The organism is Variovorax raffinosi, assembly GCF_051216615.1.
Lineage (GTDB): Bacteria > Pseudomonadota > Gammaproteobacteria > Burkholderiales > Burkholderiaceae_C > Variovorax.
This window is the reverse complement of record NZ_JBPJZR010000013.1, coordinates 164,063-182,849: the sequence shown is the minus strand read 5'-3', so window position 1 is coordinate 182,849 and position 18,787 is coordinate 164,063. Positions and strand designations below refer to the sequence as shown.

Below are 18,787 nucleotides of genomic sequence, written 5' to 3'. Positions count from 1 at the left end.
CGATCGAGCAGGCGCACCGCGCCCTCCCCCGTGGACACGAGGGCCTGGTGCAGACGCGAGAACCTCGGGAACTCAGTGCGGCGAAGAGCTCGCCTGCCCGGGAGAAGAGGAAGAATTCACCGCCCAACCGACGGGCGTCCGATCGGCGGTGACGAACTCGGGCATGGGCGCTTTCAGCGGAGCTACCGACAGAAGCTGGTAGCCGCGCCCATAGACCGACTTCAGCGCGAAGCCGTTCTCAGGGAAGAGCTCAAGCTTCTTGCGGACATTGGCCACGCACACATCGAGCGTTCTCACGCCCTTCGAAGGAAGTGGCGTGGTCCACAGCAAGGCCCAGAGCCGATTGCGCTCCAGCACGCTGCCGATGTTTCGAAATAACTCGAGCGCCAATTTGAATTGACGAGGCTGTAAATTGATTTCGCGCCCCAAATGCGAAACCGTGCAAATTCCTTCGTGAAATTCGTAATTCCCAAAGGCCGAGCCTTTTTTGCTGGCCAATTGAGCCTTGTGCTCCGAACCGTGATGCAGCAGTCTGAGCATGCGCTGCTGCAATTCGATTTCATTGCAATCCAGGAATGCGAAGTCGAACAATGGGGAAATGGGAAAATCTTGCCCCCATATGTGAGCCCGCTCGAAGCCCGAATTGGCGGCAAGCAAAAGCGTCGGTATGCCGAACACGCGGCACACCGTCACCAGCTGACGCCACGTCGAAGCGCCGTCCTCGACGATCAGCAAGAGATCGAACCTCCGACCACTGCACAGCAAGGCCAGAAGCTCGGACGAGTCCTCGAACAACACGGGCGTGCAGCCAGCATGCTCAAGCCGGCGGCGCAGTTGGACGCGCTGGGTGGCAAGCCCGTCGATCAGTGCCACGTGGTGCGGCGCCCGTTTCTCGTTCATTTTCAATCTCGAAAACAGCCGAGACAATTCGGTCTGGCTTATGCGTCAATTGCTCATCAAGGATGAACTCGGATCGCGAAAAATCAGATGACTACTGATCTCGCAAGTCAACTGTAAATTTGACGCCGCTCGACAGGGGAAAATTAACTCTTTCAAAGTAATCTTCTTCTCATTTCGACCAGTGGGCACCCTTGAAACGCGACAAACATCACATTCCCGATAGAGGCGCAGTCTTTTTTCAAGCCCTTGGAAAGTAATCTTTTTCTCATTTAAAAGCCCGTGCGGGCGCCGCTTGTCTTGGCTGGGCCAATTCAAGAGCGCGGCACGAGGCGGAAATCAATGGCGGTGCGTGGGTCGTGCCGACCAGTACATTCATGGCGGGCTCGCCCGGCGTTGGTTGGCCGAATCAGCTCACGCCGATTGCCACGCTGCAAGCAGGTGAAAGGCCTGAAGGCCCAGTGCGTCAGGAATCCGAGTGCAGGCCGCGCAGCCCCTGCAGGTCGAGCACGGTCACGGCGTTGTATTCCGAGCGAACCAGCCCCTTGGCTTCGAGTGCGCGCATCTCGCCGTTGATGGACCGGCGACTGACTTGCAGCATTGCCGCCAGGTCGTCCTGGGAAAGGCGAAGGCGCACATTGCGGGTGTCGTCGTCCACGCCATAGATGCGTGCAAGCCTGGAGATCGTCGCCGCAAGCCGCCTGCGGGTGTTGCCGCTCTGAAAGTCCAGCAGCGTGCTGGCAATCGAGCGATGCTGCTTCACGACCACCTTCGCCATCGCCTTCCAGAGGAACGGCGTCGTATCGAGCCTGTCGAGCACCAGGCGTGCCGACAAATGCAACACCAACGCACTGTCGTGCGCCTCATACGCATAGAACGCATGCTTCTCGTTGTCGAGCGGTGCCTGGATGCTGGCCACATAGCCGGGGTTGAAGATGAAAACCGGCACGCGGGAATCATCCGGATAAAGCCGGCTCGCCAGCATGTGCCCTGAAAGCACAAGCAGGACTTCAGGCTCGCCGACGTCCTCGCGCTTGACCATTTCTCCGCGCTCGTAGCGGCCCAGCCGCGCGGTGGGCAGCAGGCTCTCGATGGCGGCGGGCGACCACCCCGAAAAACTCTCCGCGGCCAACAGCTCGCTTCTGATGAACCCGGTGTCTGCCGATTGCGGATCGAACGGGTGCGTCACGCTTGCTCCTCGTCCTGCCCAAGCTCCTCGACGGAGCCGGCCAGCTTGCGCAGCGAGGGCAGATCGAGAACGACCAATGTCCCGTACTCGGCACGGATCAGGCCTTGCTCTTCGAGCATGCCAATTTCCCTGTTGAGTGCGCCGCGCGACACCTGCAGCATGGCGGCCAGGTCATCCTGAGAAAGACGCAGCCGAAGACTCATTTGCTGGCTGTCGACACCATAGATCTGCGCGAGCCGGTCGATGGTGGCCGCGAGCCGCCTGCGCAGTTTGCCGGCGAGCTGGTCCACCACGGTCGTGAGCATCTGGCGGTGTTGCTTCAGGAGCATGTGCGCCATGGTCTTCCAGAGGAAGGCTTCGGCGTCGAGCGTCTGGAACACGATTCGCGCAGGGACATGGACGATCACTGCGTCGTCGTTGGCACGGTAGTCATAAAGCGCCTCGTCGTCGGGGTTCATGCCACGCGGTATGCCGATGACCAGGCCCGGCCCAAGAACGGAGATGGATGCCCGGGAGCCGTCGACATTCACCCGGCTGACCATCAGGTGACCGGACACCACCGTCAATATCTCCGGCTCCGCCTCTGCTTCACTGTGCACCAGGGCGCCGCGCGGATGGCGACCCAGGCGCGACACCGGCAGCAACCTGTCCAGGAGCGGGGCCGGCCAGGAAGAAAAAGCCTCGGTCAAACTCAACGCCTGCCGGATCAATGCCAGATCGGCAGTGCTGCTTGTTGGCACATTCATGAAGACCTTGTGTACGCGAACCGACTCCCTGTTGCGGGCTTTTTTCCCGACACCGGGATGATGCTACTGCGGCTCGTAGTCCATGCGCGGCTGTGACTCCCTCGTCAGCGTCTTGGCCAGCAACCGCAAGGTACTCGCAGAGGCTGCAGCGGCCTCGGAAAGAACGGCCCCGCGCCAGTAGGCCAGCCCCAGGTCCATCGAGGGCACAGCGCTCGACACCACCGTCCTGCGAATGCGCCCGCCGTCGTGCGACCAAGGACGAAACACCAGATCCGACAAGATGGTCACGCCCACGTTCTGTGCAACGAGGCTGCGCACGGCCTCGATCGATTTGGTGCGGAACACGACCTTGGGCTTGAGCTTCATCGCGCCCCAGTAGCGGCCCACGGTGTCCACGTGCTCGTCCATGTCCAGCAGCACGAAGGGCAACTGCGCGATCTCGCGCAGCGACACCGACTTCTGCGCCACCAGCGGATGGTCGAACGACGTCCACAGGCGGCGCTCCGACTTCAGCAGGTTCTCGCGCCGGATGTCCGGCGCGCGAGAAAGGTTCGACACCAGCACCACGGCCAGGTTGAACTCGCCGTTGCGCAGACCATCCTCGATCTCGAGCCGGTTGCGTTCCACGGGCTCGAAATCGACCAGCGGCAGTTGCCTGCGCATCGCGCCGATGATCTTCGGCAGCATGTATTCGGACACGGTGTCGGTGATGGCGATCTGCACACGCCCCTCGACCGACGACACCGAGTTGCGCGTTTCCTCCACCGCCGCCTCGAGCGTGTGCAGCACGTGCTCCGCGTGCCGAAGAAAGCCCTCGCCCTGCACCGTGAGCCGCAGCCCGTCGGAGTGCCGCGTAAAGAGCTGCACCTTCAGCGTGGACTCCAGGTTCTTCAGTGAGGTGGTCAACGACGGCTGGCTCACATAGCAGCGCTGGGCCGCGCGAGACACCTGCCCCGTGTGCGCTGCAGCCACGAAGTGCTGCAGCTGCTTGATCGTTATCGACATAGAGACATCCTATATCGCTCTATTGAAAATAGAGATTATGAATTGTCGACGGCAATTCCTAACATCCGGGCAACACGCCATGTCAGGCGTGTGACGAGAACGCCCACAGTTCCAGCAGCAGTAGCAGGAGACACCCATGCCATCGACATCACAGACTTCCGCCCGCCCCGGCACCCACCCTCCTGTACCCAAAGACGCCCAGGCCGCTGCCGGGCTGCTGAGCCGCCTGGGCCTGCGCTTCACGGCCTGGGCTGAGCGCTGGTTTCCCGACGCCTTCGTCTTCGCGGCCATCGCCGTGGTGGTGGTCGCGGGCGCCGCGTTGCTCAACGGATCGAGTCCGCAGGCGGTGGCCAGGTCTTTCGGCGACGGCTTCTGGAGCCTGATTGTTTTCACGATGCAGATGGCGCTGGTGGCCATCGGCGGCTACGTGGTGGCGAGCTCGCCGCCAGCCGCCCGACTCATCCGCAAGCTGGCCGCACTGCCCGTGTCGGGGCGCCAGGCCATCGCGTACGTGGCAGCGATCAGCATGATCCTGTCGCTCTTCAACTGGGGCATTTCGCTGATCTTCAGCGCGCTCTATGTGCGCGCGCTGGCCGGCCGTCTCGACCTGCGCATGGACTACCGTGCCGGCGGCGCGGCCGCCTATCTCGGCATGGGTGCGACCTGGGCGTTGGGGCTCAGTTCGTCGGCGGCGCAGTTGCAGGCCAACGCCAGCAGCCTGCCCAAGAGCATTCTCGACATCACCGGCGTGATCCCGTTCAGTCAGACCATCTTCCTGTGGCAGTCGGTCGTCATGGCGCTGGTGTTGATCGTCGTGTCGGTGACCATCGCGCTGTGGTCCGCGCCCGACGCAAAGCATGCGGTCACGGCGCAGGACCTGGGCGTGGACCTCACGGAAGCGAAGCCGGCCTCCCCCGAATCCGCCGTGCGCCGCCCCGGCGAGTGGTTCGAGCGCAGCCCGCTGCTCACGCTGCTCCTGTGCGCGCTGGGCTTCGGCTGGCTGGCGCAGGAGTTCATGGCCAAGAGCCCGCTGATCGCGATCTCGGGCCTCAACACCTACAACCTGCTGTTCCTCATGCTCGGGCTGCTGCTGCACTGGCGCCCGCGCAGCTTTCTCGACGCGGTGTCGCGTTCGGTGCCGTCGACGGCGGGTGTGATCATCCAGTTCCCGCTGTACGGTGCCATCGCGGCCATGCTGACCGCGGCAAAAGGCGATGGCGGCATCACCCTGTCGGACCGCATCGCGCACCTGTTCGTGAGCATCTCCAGCGTCGACAGCTTCGCCGTGGTGATGGGCGCGTATTCCGCCGTGCTGGGCTTCTTCATCCCCTCGGGTGGCGGCAAATGGATCATCGAAGCGCCCTACGTCATGCAGGCGGCCAACGACCTGAAGGTGCACCTGGGCTGGGCCGTGCAGGTCTACAACGCGGCCGAGGCGCTGCCGAACCTGATCAACCCGTTCTGGATGCTGCCGCTGCTGGGCGTGCTGTCGCTGAAGGCGCGCGACATCGTGGGCTTTACCTTCCTGCAACTGCTGGTGCATGCACCGCTGGTGCTGTTCATGCTCTGGATCTTCGGCCGCACGCTGAGCTACGTCGCGCCGGTGATGCCTTGAGTGCCTTGAATTCCTTGAGCCACACAGGTTCCGGATGCAAGTGACGACGACGGCGGCGACAACGCAAATCAAGCAGGGCTACTGCACGCTCTGCCGTTCGCGCTGCGGCACGCTCAACGAGGTACGCGACGACATGCTGGTGTCGGTACGGCCCGACGCTTCGCACCCTACCGGCCAGGCGATGTGCATGAAGGGCAAGGCCGCGCCCGAGCTTGTGCACAGCCCGCACCGCCTGCGCTACCCGATGCGCCGCACCAGGCCCAAGACCGAAGCGGACCCGGGCTGGGTGCGCATCGGCTGGGACGAGGCACTGGCCGAGACCGCGCAGCGCCTGGGCGCCATCAAGGCCGAGAGCGGCGCCGAGTCGGTGGTGTTCGCCGTGACCACGCCCAGCGGCACGCCACTGACGGACAGCATCGACTGGATCGAGCGCTTCGTGCGCCTCTTCGGCAGCCCCAACATCTGCTACGCGACCGAGGTCTGCAACTGGCACAAGGACTTCGCGCACGCCTTCACCTTCGGCTGCGGCATGCCCGCGGCCGACTATGCGCAGGCCGAACTGATCGTGCTGTGGGGTCACAACCCCGCGAACACCTGGCTGGCACAGGCCAATGCCATCGGCCGCGGCCGCGCGAACGGGGCGAAGATGGTGGTGATCGATCCGCGCCCCACCGCGCTCGCGCGGCAGGCCGACACCTGGCTGCCCGTGCGGCCCGGCACCGATACCGCACTGGCGCTGGGCCTGATCCACCTGCTGATCGCACACGCGCGCTTCGATGAAGGTTTCGTGCGCGCGTGGACCAATGCCCCGCTGCTGGTGCGCGGCGACAACGGACACTTCCTGCGCGAGCAGGACTTGTGGCCCGATGCCGAAGGCAACCGCTTCGTGGTGTGGAACGACGCGCTCGCCCGCGCGGTGCCTTATGACACCGAGCAGGCAGCGCAAGCCCAGGACGCAGCCCACTTTCGCCTTCGCGGCGCGGTCGAGATCGATGTGGGCGCGCATCGCCTGTCGTGCGCACCGGCGTTCGAGCTGCTGGCCCGGGGCTGCGCGGCCTACACGCCGCCGAATGTCGAACGCATCACCGGCGTTGCCGAAGCCTCATTGCGCGCGGTCGCTGAACTCTTCGGCACTTGCCGTCGCGTGGCCTATCACGCCTGGACCGGCATCGGCCAGCACACCAACGCCACGCAGGCCGAACGCGCGGTCGCCACGCTGTATGCGCTGTGCGGCAGCTTCGACCGCATCGGCGGGAACCGCGTTCGCGTCGGTCCGAACGTCAACGCCGTCAACCCGCTCTCATTGCTGCCCGACGCGCAGCGTGCCAAGGCGCTCGGTCTGGCCGAGCGCCCTATCGGCCCCCCCGCGCACGGCTGGGTGACGGCGCGCGACACCTACCGCGCAATCATCGAAGGCGAGCCCTACAGGGTGCGCGCGATGATGGCCTTCGGCACCAACCTGCCCGTGTCGCAGGCCGACACCGCGCTCGCACATCAGGCGCTGTCGCAGCTCGAATTCCACGTGCACTGCGACCTGTTCGAAACACCCGCCGCGCAGTACGCCGACATCCTGCTGCCGGTCAATACGCCATGGGAGCGCGAGGGCCTGCGCATCGGCTTCGAGATCGACGACCGCGCGGCCGGCTGGGTGCAGTTGCGCCAGCGCATGGTTGCGCCGCGCGGCGAATCGCGCGCCGACAACGACGTGCTGTTCGATCTGGCCACCCGCCTGGGCATGGGTGACGACTTCTTCGGCGGCAGTCTCGACGCTGGCTGGAACCACATGCTCGAGCCGCTCGGCCTCACGGTCGACCAGTTGCGCGCCCGGCCCGAAGGCATTGCCTGCGCCATCGACGCGAGCGAGCAGAAATACGCCCGCGCCACGCCCACCGGCGTGCGCGGCTTCGATACCCCGACGCGCCGCGTCGAGCTCTACTCCGAAACCCTGCTGCGCCACGGCCAGCCACCGATCGCCACCTTCGTCGAACCGGCCGACACGCCGCGCGATGCGAAGGCCACGCGCCAGGGCCGATTCCCCTATGTACTGAGTTCGGCCAAGAACGGCTTCTATTGCCACAGCCAGCACCGCAGCCTGCCCTCGCTGCGCAAGCGCGCGCCCGATCCGGTGGCCGAGTTGAGCCCCGCGCTTGCGGCCGCCAAGGGCATCGTGGACGGCGACTGGATGCGCATCCGCACGCGCGTGGGCGAAGCCCGTTTCGTCGCACGCGTCACGCCCCAACTGGCGGACGACGTCATCGTGGCCGAGTTCGGCTGGTGGCAGAGCTGCCCCGAGCTCGACCGCGACGGCCTGCCTGTCGAAGGTGCACTGGGCAGCAACTTCAACGCGCTGATATCCGCCGACAGTTGCGACCCGGTGAGCGGTTCGGTGCCGCATCGCTCCTTTCTCTGCGACATCGAACGCGACCCGGCGACCGAGACGCGGCAGCGCAAGTGGACCGGCTACCGCCCCTTCCGCATCAGCGAACTGCGACCCGAGGCCGATGGCGTGCTGGGCATTCACTTCGAGCCGGTCGACGACGGCGAACTGCCCGACTACCGCCCCGGCCAGCACGTCGAGATGCAATTGCATCTGGACGACGGCACGCAGGTCACACGCGCCTACTCGCTCACGGGTGCGGCCGAGGTGCCGGGCCGGCGCAGCTACAGCGTGGCCGTGCGCCACCAGCGCGGCCGCTCGGCCGACGGCACGCCGCACGAGGGGCGCGTGTCGAGCCATCTGCACCGCGCGCTGAAGGTCGGCGACACCCTCGCGCTGCGTGCGCCGTCAGGCAGCTTCGTGCTGCCGCGCCACTCGCCGCAACCGCTGGTCTTCTTCGCGGGCGGCATCGGCATCACGCCCTTCATCAGCCTGCTCGAATCGCTGCCCGACGGCGCACAGGGGCCGGCCATCTGGCTCTACTACGCCAATCAGAACGCTACGACCCACGCTTTTCGCGAGCGCATTGCGCATCACCGCGCGCGGCTGCCGCAGTTGCGTGTCGTCGACCACTACAACGCACCACGGCCGCAGGAGCGCCAGGGCATCGACTACCAGTCGGACCGCTACATCGACGCGAGCGTGGTGGACGACGCGCTGATCGCGCAGCGCGCCCGTTTCTACATGTGCGGACCGCCCGCCATGATGGACGCCGTGACCGCCGGACTGGTGGCGCGGGGCGTTCCGCGCTTCGACATCTTCAGCGAGGTATTCCGCTCGCCCACCACGCCGCCCACCGACGGCGACCAGCGCTTCACAGTCAGCTTCGCGCGCTCGGGCCACGCCCCCGCGACGTGGACGCCTGCGCAAGGCACGCTGCTGACCTTTGGCGAATCGCTTGGCCTGCAGATGGCCAGCGGCTGCCGCGTGGGCCAGTGCGAGAGCTGCGCCGTGCGCCTGCTGGCCGGCAAGGTCCGTCATCTGCACGGCAGCGAGCCGGAAGACCCGTCCGTGTGCTTGGCCTGCCAGGCCATCCCGCTCGAAGACGTGGTGCTCGAGGCATGACCGCGGGCACTTTCATCCACCTGATTCCATTCTTCGCAACGCCATGAAAATCATCGATACGGAAAGCACCCGCCGCGCCCTGCCCTTCGACCGCCTGATCCCGGCACTTCGGGAGATGTTCGTCGCTGGCTGCGAGGTACCTCTGCGGCACACACATTCGCTCCAGGCCGAAGCGGACGCCCCGCCCCGCACCGTGCTGGTCATGCCCGCGTGGCAGCAAGACCGCTACCTGGGCATCAAGACCGTGACCATCTTCCCGGACAACGCGCGGCGTGGCCTGCCCGGCCTGTTCTCGACCTATGTGCTGTACGACGCAAGCACGGGCGAGCCGCTGGCGCAGATCGACGGCAACGAGATCACTTCGCGGCGCACCGCTGCCGCATCGGCCCTGGCCGCGTCCTATCTCGCGCCTGCGGGCGCGCGCAGTCTGCTGGTCGTCGGCTGCGGGCGTGTCGGCAGTCTCGTTCCCGAGGCCTACCGTGCCGTGCGCCCCATCGAACGCGTGGTGGTGTGGGACCGCGACGAATCCGCGGCAAAGGCACTCGCTGCACGGCTGTGCGCGCAGGACATCGAGGCGACCGTTGCGCCGGACCTCGCCAAGGCGGTGAACGACGTCGACATCGTGAGCTGTGCCACGCTCGCCACGCAGCCGCTGGTGCAAGGCGCGTGGCTGCGACCCCGCAGCCACCTCGACCTGATCGGCAGCTTCACGCCGCAGATGCGCGAGGCCGACGATGCCTGCTTTGCCGGTGCACGTCTGTTTGTTGACACGCAAGAAGCGTTGCTCAAGAGCGGCGAGTTGCTCGGGCCTATGTCACGCGGCGTGTTCACCGCCGCAGATGTGACGGGGGAGTTGGCCGATCTGGCCGCGGGCAAGGTTCAGGGACGCGCCGAAAGCGACGGGCGGACCGTCTTCAAGGCTGTGGGTACCGCGCTGGAGGACTTGGCCGCTGCGGTGCTGGTCTACGAAGGGTTCGATCCGAACTGAGGTGCGAGACCTTGTTTGTGCATCCTCTTCAACGCAGCAGACTGTGAGTGTTCAGGCATCTCGTATTGACGCCTGATGCATCTCTCCGCGCTTTCCCCGTTCTAGATTTCGTTGTGATCGCCTTGGCAAGCGACGCCTCGGCTTTCCGGAGTGATATCCGGTCTGATGAAAAATCAGGTCTTTCCGTGCCGAATGAGTACAAGGGCGGCGCCACCAGCAAGCAATGCGGATATGCCGTACTCAAAGCCATGAACATAGAGTGCGAGCGCTCCCAGAATGAAGCCGAGGCCCAGACTTGATGACTCTTCGCGTTGATGCTCGGCCAAGAGTGCCATCAACATGGCCCAAATTGCAAAGCAGACCGAGTACACAAGAGTCCACTCAAGAACCCGGTGGTCCGTGAGGTCGAAAAGACCTCGCGGCCGCCATTCGGGCGCTTGACCTGGAGGCGGCGGTCGTACCAAACCCAGTCGATCCATCCAGGTTAGGAGATGGCCCATTCCCGGTATGCGCGTGCGCTCGGCTTCCGTGAATCCGATGGCGGCGAGCAATCCTGCAACACCGAAGAACACCGAGATAACACCAAAGCGATTCCTAGCTTCCATGGGTTGATAGCCTGACGTGATGTAGATCGCAACAAGCGTTAGATCATGCCTGCCGTTTGCAAATTGGCGTTAGTGAAAGGTCGCAAATTCCCGAGCCACTTCATGTGCCGCGGGCGAAGGTCTGATTCTGGCCGTCAGGCTCCAAAGTGTTCTTTCGCATAGGTCCAAGCCTGACCGCCCTGGATTTGTGCTTGCGCATCAGTCAACTTGAAGAGGAATAGCTCAAACATCCGCCGGGTGCGGCCATCGAAGTGGTCGACGAGCAACCCTGCGACCTGATGAATGGCCTCGTTGAGCTGCCGAAGCCCTTCGACATTGCCGTCATGGCAAAGCACTCGTTGCCCAATCGTCAGGCCGTGCGCAAGCAGCGACATGAATCGAATGCAATCGTCATCGGAAAGGGTTGCAAGCCAAAGCGTTTCTGCGCTACTTGCTAAATTCATTTGGTTGGGCATCGCGATGTCCAGCTTCTGGTCGACCGTCGTCAACGACTTCTGGCGCGTCGCGCACGTCCGATCAGCACCAGCAAAATTCCGAATGCAGAGAGAGCTGCAGCCATGATCCAACCGCTCTCGGCTGGCACCACGCGGTAATAGTGATGCTGTCCACCGAAAAGGTGGATTGGTAGGACAACGCTAAGCAGTATCAGCAGCAAGACGCCAACGCCGGCTAGAACATAGCCTGTCCTTTCAAGCCATGTTCGACGCTTCCGTGTCACCTTATTCAACGTATTTCGCATGAAGTCCTGAATGCCCGGTTGCGGCCGCATTCTGCCTGCCGCCGCTGGCCGCGGAAATCATTTACTTAGTGCCCCCTCGCCTATGAGATCCCACTGCCGTCGTAAGCGGGCTCCTTGCGGTCTCTCAGGCGTCAGGGATGCTTGCGCTAAAGCCGCCGATAAAAAGGGCATCACCCGGAGCGCTTCATACCGATGTTGATCAAGCAGATGCTCTTCTTCCAGTCGTCCCAGGCAACTAACTTTTGCGAGGCGTTCCAGAAGTTGAAGTAGCCCATGAGGTCTCCATAAGCCTCATTCGGCTCCACTACGTCCGGCCTGCCGAACTCTTTGACCAAATGCTCTTGTGATGTGATGTATTGAAAAGCGTCGAGGTGAGGTCCGTAGATAGCGAATCCGGCAACAGCTCCATCTTCGATCTTGAAACTAACCTCCTCACCGAAGTGCAGGACGCCACCGTGTTCGAGCACGTCGGCGATCACTTCCGCGAGTGAAAGCTCCCGGCTACTCCCATCTCGATATACATGGCCTTGTTCCCTAGAGAAAGACTGCCCTTTCACGATGGACGCCAGCGAGACTTCGACGACACGCTCAATCGGAAATTCGCCAGCTTTGGAGCCGTAGCCGACACCGGAAATTGTCAACTCATTCAGGCTGAGTAATGGCGACCTCAACAGGTCCAAATTTTCTAGCAGTTCGGTCACTATGGCTCTCAGATCGCATTTATGAACGCTGCCCGAAACCAAGCATCGTCAACTGTCGGCTTCTGGCCCAAATTCTGCCTCAGCACCGAGCGTCTGATTCTGGCCGCACTCTTACATCCATCCGTGCGCTCAGATACAGCCAACACACCGTGCCACTCGCCAATCCAGGTACCCGGCGCCGCTTCGCTGCTGGCGCCGCGAGTGGTAGCGCTGGCAGTTGCCTTGCTACTACCGCGGCATCTAGGTGGGACGGCCAGAGCCAGCGCTTGCGGGCCGAAGATAATCTGTCAAATGAAAAAAATCATCTCCTTGGTCGCCGCGGCCGTCCTGATTCCCAGCTTGGCTCATTCGATGAGTACCGTAACCTTGCAGTGCAAGCTGAAAATCGTCACAGGTGACTTTGTTGAGGTGACACCGGTCCAGCGGTCGTTCAACGAGGAAGTCGAGGTCCGCGTCAAGACGTACGACAAGGATGCCTTCGCCGTGGAACTGAACGGATCGGAGTTCAAGGACCACCTGGTATCTACCGGCGAACCAGGGTTCACGGGATCGGCCACTTCCGATGAATGGAGGATTGAGCGGAAGAGTGGGAACGCCAAACTGGAAACCGCGACGACACTGAGCATCTCGCGGCGATCCGGGCGACTCGAGTACAGAAAGGTGGCCCTGATCGCGGGTCAGCGTGCATCGAGCACCGAGGCGAATGGTCAATGTGCGAAGAATGAAACGACCAAGCGAAAGTTCTGATTTGTAGCGAGGAGTGCCTGCCCAGCCAAGCTGCAGTCTTCGTCGGAGAACGCCGTCAGCGCGCCGCGGCGGGAAAACTGGCCGACACGGACGAGAGTCCAGTTTTGGCCGCACGACGCCGTTTTATACGAGACGACCGGTGTCCATGAGGTAGAGCGAGAGAATGGACTTGGCTTGGCCTATCTTCGCTTGGCCATGCCAAGTTGCCGTCTGCGCGGGCGAGAGACAGATCAGCTAGAAGAGCCCGCGCTGCGACGTCGTCAAAGCCATGAAGCTTTCTCCAATAGGCTGAAGAATGGCATCGGCAAGCGGTTGAAGCTGCTTGGTCAGATAGTGTTCGTAGTCAATGCGCGAATGGCGGGTTTCCAGCGGCTCTGGCCCGTTCTGGGTCATGACGTATTGAATCCAGCCGCCTTTCTGATACTGCTTGGGTCGACCGATCCGGCCGTTGTGTTCGTCGGCGATGCGAGCAGCGCGGACCTGCGGCGGCACGTTGACCAGGTAGGCATCGAGCTGATGGCGCAGGCGCTTTCGGTAGATGAGCAGGTCATCCTTGGTGCCAGCCAGCGTCGATCTCGCGTAGTCGGTCACGAACTCCTTGTAGGGCTCGCCCTGAAAGATGCGTGAAAGCAGCCCCTCCTGGAACTGGCGTGCCAACGGGGTCCAGTCGCTGCGCGCCATCTCGAGGCCGCGATACACCATCTCCTCCTTGCCCGTGGCATCCGCACTCAGGCCCGCGTAGCGCTTCTTGCTGCCGACCTCCGAGCCACGAATGGTGGGCATGAAGAACTTTCTGTAGTGGGTGTCGACCTCGATTTCCAGAAAGCTCTGCAGGCCCTGCTCCTCGCGCAGCGTGCGCGTCCACCAGTCATTGATATCGGCGGCCAGGCTTGCCGCGACGGCATGCGCCTCCTCGTTGGTGTGGGTGCGCCTGAGCCAGATGAAGATGGAATCGGTGTCGCCGTAGATGGCCTCGTAACCCCGCTTCTCCACGAATTCGCGCGTGAGCCTCATCATTTCGTGCCCACGAAGGGTGACGGCGGACACCAGCTTGGGATTGAAGAACCGGCACTCGGACGCACCCAGCACGCCGGCAAAAGAGTTCATGAGCAGCTTCAGGGCCTGGGACAGCGGCTCGTTCTTCACCCGCTTGGCTTCGTCCCGTGCGCGCCAAAGCGTGGTCACGATCTCTGGCAGGCAGTGCTTGTCGCGCGAGAAGACAGTCCCCTGTGGTCCCTTGACGAGCACCGACGGGTCGCTGGCGTTCGAGCCTTCAATGAGGCCCACCGGATCGACAAGGAAGGTCCGGATGATCGAGGGGTAGAGGCTCTTGTAATCCAGCACCACGACAGAGTCATAGAACCCCGGCTTCGAGTCCATCACGTAACCGCCGGGATAGGCCTTGCTCGGAATCTCTCCCACATTCGGCGCCACGTAGCCCAGGCGATGCATTCGCGGCAGGTAATGGTGGCTGAACGCGGCAATGGAGCCGCCGAAGTGGTCGATCTGCAGGCCTGTGGTCTGGGCCCGCTCCATCGCGAACTGCAGCAGCTTCGCCTTGTCGAAGATGCGCAGGACCAGCTCGCAGTCGCGGATGTTGTAGAGCGCAAGCGCAGGCTTGTCTTCCTGGTAGCGCCGCTCGATCTCCGCCATCTTGTCGTACTCGTCGCCGATGGCCTTGCCCTCGCCCAGCATCGCTTGCGAGACGGTCTCTAGGCTGAAGGACGGAAAGCTCCACACCGCGGCCTTGAGTGCATCGATGCCATCGATGATGACCCGGCCCGGCGTGGGCGCGAACAGATAGCCCTGCTTGCCCGGATGGGTTCGCCATGCGATGGGGCGACGCTCCCGCCCCAGGAGGAGCGGCACGCCACAGTCGTTGGCTGTCTTCTGAAGCACGCGCAGGTCGAACTGGATGACGTTCCAGCCGATGATGACGTCCGGGTCGTTCCGCTCGAACCAGTCGTTGAGCCTCTCGATGATGGCCTTGCGGGTTGGGCAATAGATCAGCGAGAAGGCCATGGGCTCATCCGACCCGGATGGCGGCTCCGGTGGCGCGTCGCCCAGCATGAAGACGACACGCTCCTGCATGCCGTCCAACGCAATGGAATAAAGCGCTTCGTTCTGGCTCGTCTCGATGTCCAGCGACACGACCTTCAGCGTCGGCCGGAACTCGGGCGCGGGCTTGAGCCTGCAGTCGACGATGGTGGAGCGCTCTGCCTGCCCTCCTTCCACCAGGACGCCGGCGGTGATGAAGCGTTCCATCAGGTAGCGGTCGTGTGGGCGCACGTCGGCTTCGAGCAGAGGAATGCCCTGCGCCTGGAAGGCGCGTGCCAACCGGCCGAGCTGGCGAAAGTGCTTCGCATAGACACCGAAGACAGCTTCCTGATGGAAGGTCTTGAGTTCCAGCTCACGCAACTGCACGCCCGGCATGGTCGCGAGATGAGCTTCCACCGCCGCCCTGTGCCGGGTGGCTGCGAACGCGACGCTGCTGCGGGAGGTCAGGACCACTTTTCTTGGCCCTGCGTCGGTTGCCAGCCAATACTCGATCTCCGTGCCGGCGGGAGCATCCCGCCAGTGGCGCGTGAGGATGAAGCCCTTGAATTCAGTGGATGTCACGAGAGCTTGGAGAGTCGGATCGAGCGGCGGGCGGACTTTGGCATGGGCATCGGCGATTTTCGCCTGCTCATGCTCGATGCTCAGCCGCTCATGCGCTCCGCCGCAGGGAGTTGGCCTCCAGGAATCGAGCACCTGCTTGCTGGCCGTTGCGATTCGTGGCACAAGCTGGCGTGTGATGTCATCCCAACCCATGAGGTAAACAACCGTGTGTGATCTGAACGACCAGGAAGAGCTCAAGAAATACACCCGCCGCGATTTCGGTACGTGGGCCGCATCCGCCGGCCTGCTGACCGCGTTGCCCACCGTGGCCAACGCCGCGGCCGTTGCCGAACGCGAGGTGAGCATCGCCACCGCAGATGGCAGTTGCGACGCGTACTTTGTCGCACCTACATCGGGGCCGGCACCCGGTGTGCTGGTGTGGCCCGACATATTCGGCCTTCGCTCGGCCTTCAGGCAAATGGGTCGGCGGCTGGCCGAGTCAGGCTACAGCGTGCTGGTGGTGAATCCCTTCTACAGGCAGAAGAAGGCGCCCACCGCAGCACAGGGCGGCCGGACGCCTATCGCCGAGGTGATGCCGCTGATGCAGGCCCTGACGCCGGCGATGCATCTGAGCGACGGAAAAGCCTTCGTGACCTGGCTCGATGCCCAAAAAGAGGTGGACAAGGCGCGCAAGCTGGGTACCACCGGCTATTGCATGGGCGGCCCGATCGCGGTGCGCACTGCCACCGTGGCTCCTGGCCGCGTGGGCGCGGTCGGAACCTTCCACGGCGCCGCCATGGTGACCGCAGCGCCCGACAGCCCCCATCGCCTGGTGGCCCAGACGCAGGCGCGCTACCTGATCGCAGTGGCCGAGAACGACGACACCAAGGATCCCGAAGCCAAGGTCACGCTGCGCACCGCATTCGACAGCGCGAAGCTGTCGGCCGAGGTCGAGGTGTACCCAGCCGCCCACGGCTGGTGCCCGCCCGACACCCAGGTCTACGATGCCACCCAGGCCGAGCGCGCCTGGGCGCGCCTGCTGGCGACATTCAGCACGGCACTGGCCTGATCGATCGCAGCACAGCGCGCCATCGGGGTTTGGGCACGCGCAGCGCCAGAGGCGCATGCGCATGCGCCGTTCAGAAATCCACCGAAGCCGAGAGCTGGAAGGTGCGCGGCGCCCCCAGCCCCAGGCTGGACAGCAGCGGCATGCCCCAATACGCCTTGTTGGTCACATTGGTCACGCTCGCCCGCAAGACCAGCGGATGGTTGGCGACCTTGGTGGCATAGCGTGCGCCCAGGTCATACACCGTGCGGCCCGGTACCGACAGCGCGTTGTCGGCGCTGATGTACTGCCTGGATGCCGCGGTCACGTTGGCGGTCAGCGTCAGGCCCGGCACGGCGGGTGTGTCCCACTCCACGCCGAGCTTGCCTTGCAACTTGGGCAATCCGGTGGCCAGCTTGCCCTGGTTGATGCCCCGGGTGGTCTTGGTGAGCTTGGGTTGCACATAGGCGATGCCGCCCATCAGGCGCACGCCGCGCAGCGGCGAGCCGAAGAAACCCCATTCGACACCCCGGTTGCGCTGCTCGCCGCCGAACGAAAAGACGTTGGTTGAAATATCGGTGTAGCTGTTGGGCCGCACGATCTCATACACGCTGACCGTGTGGGCGAATTCGCCGAGATCGAACTTCAGGCCGACTTCCTTCTGCTTGGTCTTGTAGGGCGGGAACAGCTCTCCCGCATTGGCGGCCGTGGCGGGCGCGGTGGCGCCCTTGCTCAGCCCTTCGATGTAGTTGGCATACACGGAGACATGGTCCGTGGCCTTGATCAGCAGCGCGGCCGCGGGCGTCGTGGCACTGGCGCCATAGCGGGCACTGCGCGCACCGCTCGTCAGGCTGAAGGTGTCGCTGACCACTTCCTGGCGACGCACGCCCAAGGTCAGCTGCACCTTGTCCTGTGCAAAAGACAGGGTGTCCGCCAGGCCGTAGCTGGTCAGGCGGGTTTCCGCGTGAAGGGTCGGCGGCCAACTGATGCCGGCGGCCGGGCCCCAGACCGGGCGGTAGATGTTGCTGGTCCAGTCCGCGCCCGGCACCGACCTGCGGCCGTAGTCACGCTCGGTGTCCGAGTAGCGCGTGGCGTTCAGGGCCCATTGGTGCTTGACGCTGCCGGTCTGGAAGCGCCCTTTCACGCCCACCTCCCCCGATGTCTTCTCGATGTCGAAGGACAACTGGCCCATGGAGGTGCGGAAGTTGCCCGCCGCATCGAGCACCAGGGCCGACATGGCGCCGTTGTACATGTAGCGGGTCTTGCTGGTGCCGAAGGCTGCGTACGCCGTCAGCTGGTCGTTCAGGTCGAATTCGCCGCGAACCATCGCGCCCTTGTCCTCGTTGTGCACGAAGGACCAGTCCGGGTTCAGCAGCGTCGTGGGCTTGGGCGGCCGGGGCACCGCGACGCCGGGCGCCAGGTTGATGCCGCGAGCCACGCCGTTCACGCGGTCGTCGCTGCTGTAGAGGTCGGCGGAAACGCGCGCGCGCTCGCCGCGCCAGTCCAGGCCGACGGACAACAGCTGGGATTTCTTCTTCTGCTGGTCGACCGGCCCTTCGCCGTCCCGGTAGACGCTGTTGACGCGGATGCCGAACTGCTTGTTCTCGCCGAAGCGCCGCCCCAGGTCCACATGCCCGCCGAACTGCGAACCGGACATGTAGGTTCCCGTCAGGCGCGTCAGCGGCTCATCGCCCGCGCGCTTGGGCACCAGGTTGACGGTGCCGCCCACCGAGCCGCCCGGAGGCATGCCGTTGAGCAGGGCCGACGGGCCTTTCAGCACCTCGATGCGCTCGAACATCTCGGGCGTGGTGCGGTAGTACGGCGCCATGCCGAACAGGCCGTTGATGCTGATGTCGCTGCTGTTGGAGGAGAAGCCGCGAATGGCGTAGTTCTCGCTCCATGAACCGGTGATGCCGTTGCTGAACACGGTGGGGTCGGTGGCGGTGATCACGTCGGTGATGTCCTTGGCCTGCCGGTCTTCGACGAACTTGTCCGTGTAGCTGATGGTGCTGAACGGCGTTTCCATGAAGTCCTTGTTGCCCAGCAGCCCCATGCGCCCGCCGGACGACACCTGGCCGCCCGCGTACGGCTGGGTTGCGGAACCCGCCTGTTCCCGCACCGTCACGCCCGGCAGCGTCGCGACGTCTTCTGGCGCGGCGCTCTGTGCATGTGCCGGCGAAGCGGCCAGCAGGGTCAGGCCCAGCAGCAGCATCGTGTGCACGGCGGCTGCCGTACGGTTCAGGGCAAAGGTGGGGTGTGGGTGCGTTGCCTGCCGTGCAGGGCGCGGGATGCGAAGGTTGGAGTGACGTTGGGTCATGTCAGACTGCTTTCAGTTGGGATGAGGTGGGCGCGTGCCGGGTCTGGCGAGCGCGCAGGCAAGCTCCGCTCTGCCGAACAGAGGGGCATGTCG

Annotated in this window: 14 protein-coding genes; 5 read left to right on the top strand and 9 right to left on the bottom strand. The window is 63.9% G+C overall.

The window, feature by feature from the left end:
- Positions 1 to 72 precede the first annotated feature (72 nt).
- The 4 genes from ACSFB7_RS30730 to ACSFB7_RS30715 form a co-directional block, all read right to left on the bottom strand.
- A complete protein-coding gene (locus ACSFB7_RS30730; protein WP_435476116.1) occupies positions 73 to 900 on the bottom strand; it encodes a winged helix-turn-helix domain-containing protein in 828 nt (275 codons plus the stop codon).
- Between the two features lie 463 nt (positions 901 to 1,363).
- Positions 1,364 to 2,086 (bottom strand): Crp/Fnr family transcriptional regulator, encoded by a 723-nt coding sequence (locus tag ACSFB7_RS30725; protein WP_435476115.1) that lies wholly within the window; start codon positions 2,084 to 2,086, stop codon positions 1,364 to 1,366.
- Positions 2,083 to 2,832, bottom strand: a complete 750-nt coding sequence (locus ACSFB7_RS30720; protein ID WP_435476114.1) for a Crp/Fnr family transcriptional regulator — start codon at positions 2,830 to 2,832, stop codon at positions 2,083 to 2,085. Before ACSFB7_RS30720 ends, ACSFB7_RS30725 begins: the two co-directional genes overlap by 4 nt.
- A 63-nt stretch (positions 2,833 to 2,895) precedes the next feature.
- Entirely contained in the window at positions 2,896 to 3,837 is a 942-nt protein-coding gene (locus ACSFB7_RS30715; protein ID WP_435476113.1) for a LysR family transcriptional regulator, read from the bottom strand.
- A gap of 136 nt (positions 3,838 to 3,973) precedes the next feature.
- Between ACSFB7_RS30715 and ACSFB7_RS30710 the strand changes: the two genes are divergently transcribed.
- The 3 genes from ACSFB7_RS30710 to lhpI are packed head-to-tail and all read left to right on the top strand — an operon-like array spanning position 3,974 to position 9,942.
- Positions 3,974 to 5,452 carry a short-chain fatty acid transporter gene (locus ACSFB7_RS30710; RefSeq protein ID WP_435476112.1) on the top strand — a complete coding sequence of 493 codons (1,479 nt, stop codon included), beginning with the start codon at positions 3,974 to 3,976 and terminating at the stop codon, positions 5,450 to 5,452.
- A 34-nt stretch (positions 5,453 to 5,486) separates the two neighbouring features.
- A complete protein-coding gene (locus tag ACSFB7_RS30705) occupies positions 5,487 to 8,954 on the top strand; it encodes a molybdopterin-dependent oxidoreductase (RefSeq protein ID WP_435476111.1) in 3,468 nt (1,155 codons plus the stop codon).
- Positions 8,955 to 8,997: 43 nt separating this feature from the next.
- Positions 8,998 to 9,942, top strand: a complete 945-nt coding sequence (gene lhpI / locus ACSFB7_RS30700) for a bifunctional Delta(1)-pyrroline-2-carboxylate/Delta(1)-piperideine-2-carboxylate reductase (protein WP_435476110.1) — start codon at positions 8,998 to 9,000, stop codon at positions 9,940 to 9,942.
- Between the two features lie 173 nt (positions 9,943 to 10,115).
- On the opposite strand, the gene ACSFB7_RS30695 is transcribed toward lhpI, so the two are convergent.
- The 3 genes from ACSFB7_RS30695 to ACSFB7_RS30685 form a co-directional block, all read right to left on the bottom strand.
- A complete protein-coding gene (locus ACSFB7_RS30695) occupies positions 10,116 to 10,547 on the bottom strand; it encodes a hypothetical protein (RefSeq protein WP_435476109.1) in 432 nt (143 codons plus the stop codon).
- A 134-nt stretch (positions 10,548 to 10,681) separates the two neighbouring features.
- Positions 10,682 to 11,035 (bottom strand): hypothetical protein, encoded by a 354-nt coding sequence (locus ACSFB7_RS30690; RefSeq protein ID WP_435476108.1) that lies wholly within the window; start codon positions 11,033 to 11,035, stop codon positions 10,682 to 10,684.
- 421 nt (positions 11,036 to 11,456) lie between these two features.
- The gene (locus tag ACSFB7_RS30685; protein ID WP_435476107.1) at positions 11,457 to 11,987 is read right to left on the bottom strand and encodes a hypothetical protein; all 531 of its coding nucleotides are present in this window, start codon (positions 11,985 to 11,987) and stop codon (positions 11,457 to 11,459) included.
- A 291-nt stretch (positions 11,988 to 12,278) separates the two neighbouring features.
- Between ACSFB7_RS30685 and ACSFB7_RS30680 the strand changes: the two genes are divergently transcribed.
- Complete coding sequence (locus ACSFB7_RS30680) at positions 12,279 to 12,734, top strand: hypothetical protein (RefSeq protein WP_435476106.1); 456 nt, start codon at positions 12,279 to 12,281, stop codon at positions 12,732 to 12,734.
- A 234-nt stretch (positions 12,735 to 12,968) separates the two neighbouring features.
- Here ACSFB7_RS30680 and ACSFB7_RS30675 read toward each other — a convergent pair whose 3' ends face one another.
- Entirely contained in the window at positions 12,969 to 15,353 is a 2,385-nt protein-coding gene (locus ACSFB7_RS30675) for a DNA polymerase II (RefSeq protein WP_435476167.1), read from the bottom strand.
- A gap of 205 nt (positions 15,354 to 15,558) precedes the next feature.
- On the opposite strand from ACSFB7_RS30675, the gene ACSFB7_RS30670 reads away from it, so the two are divergent.
- Positions 15,559 to 16,401: a dienelactone hydrolase family protein gene (locus ACSFB7_RS30670; RefSeq protein WP_435476105.1), complete on the top strand. Its 843-nt coding sequence runs from the start codon at positions 15,559 to 15,561 to the stop codon at positions 16,399 to 16,401.
- A 70-nt stretch (positions 16,402 to 16,471) separates the two neighbouring features.
- On the opposite strand, the gene ACSFB7_RS30665 is transcribed toward ACSFB7_RS30670, so the two are convergent.
- Complete coding sequence (locus tag ACSFB7_RS30665; protein ID WP_435476104.1) at positions 16,472 to 18,694, bottom strand: TonB-dependent receptor; 2,223 nt, start codon at positions 18,692 to 18,694, stop codon at positions 16,472 to 16,474.
- Positions 18,695 to 18,787: the final 93 nt, after the last annotated feature.

Bases quoted from the DNA above. Each gene is read 5' to 3' on its own strand.
- ACSFB7_RS30665 (WP_435476104.1), bottom strand. From the start codon at position 18,694: ATGACCCAACGTCACTCCAACCTTCGCATCCCGCGCCCTGCACGGCAG.
- ACSFB7_RS30715 (WP_435476113.1), bottom strand. From the start codon at position 3,837: ATGTCGATAACGATCAAGCAGCTGCAGCACTTCGTGGCTGCAGCGCAC.
- ACSFB7_RS30720 (WP_435476114.1), bottom strand. From the start codon at position 2,832: ATGAATGTGCCAACAAGCAGCACTGCCGATCTGGCATTGATCCGGCAG.
- ACSFB7_RS30710 (WP_435476112.1), top strand. From the start codon at position 3,974: ATGCCATCGACATCACAGACTTCCGCCCGCCCCGGCACCCACCCTCCT.
- ACSFB7_RS30730 (WP_435476116.1), bottom strand. From the start codon at position 900: ATGAACGAGAAACGGGCGCCGCACCACGTGGCACTGATCGACGGGCTT.
- ACSFB7_RS30680 (WP_435476106.1), top strand. From the start codon at position 12,279: ATGAAAAAAATCATCTCCTTGGTCGCCGCGGCCGTCCTGATTCCCAGC.
- ACSFB7_RS30705 (WP_435476111.1), top strand. From the start codon at position 5,487: ATGCAAGTGACGACGACGGCGGCGACAACGCAAATCAAGCAGGGCTAC.
- lhpI (WP_435476110.1), top strand. From the start codon at position 8,998: ATGAAAATCATCGATACGGAAAGCACCCGCCGCGCCCTGCCCTTCGAC.
- ACSFB7_RS30695 (WP_435476109.1), bottom strand. From the start codon at position 10,547: ATGGAAGCTAGGAATCGCTTTGGTGTTATCTCGGTGTTCTTCGGTGTT.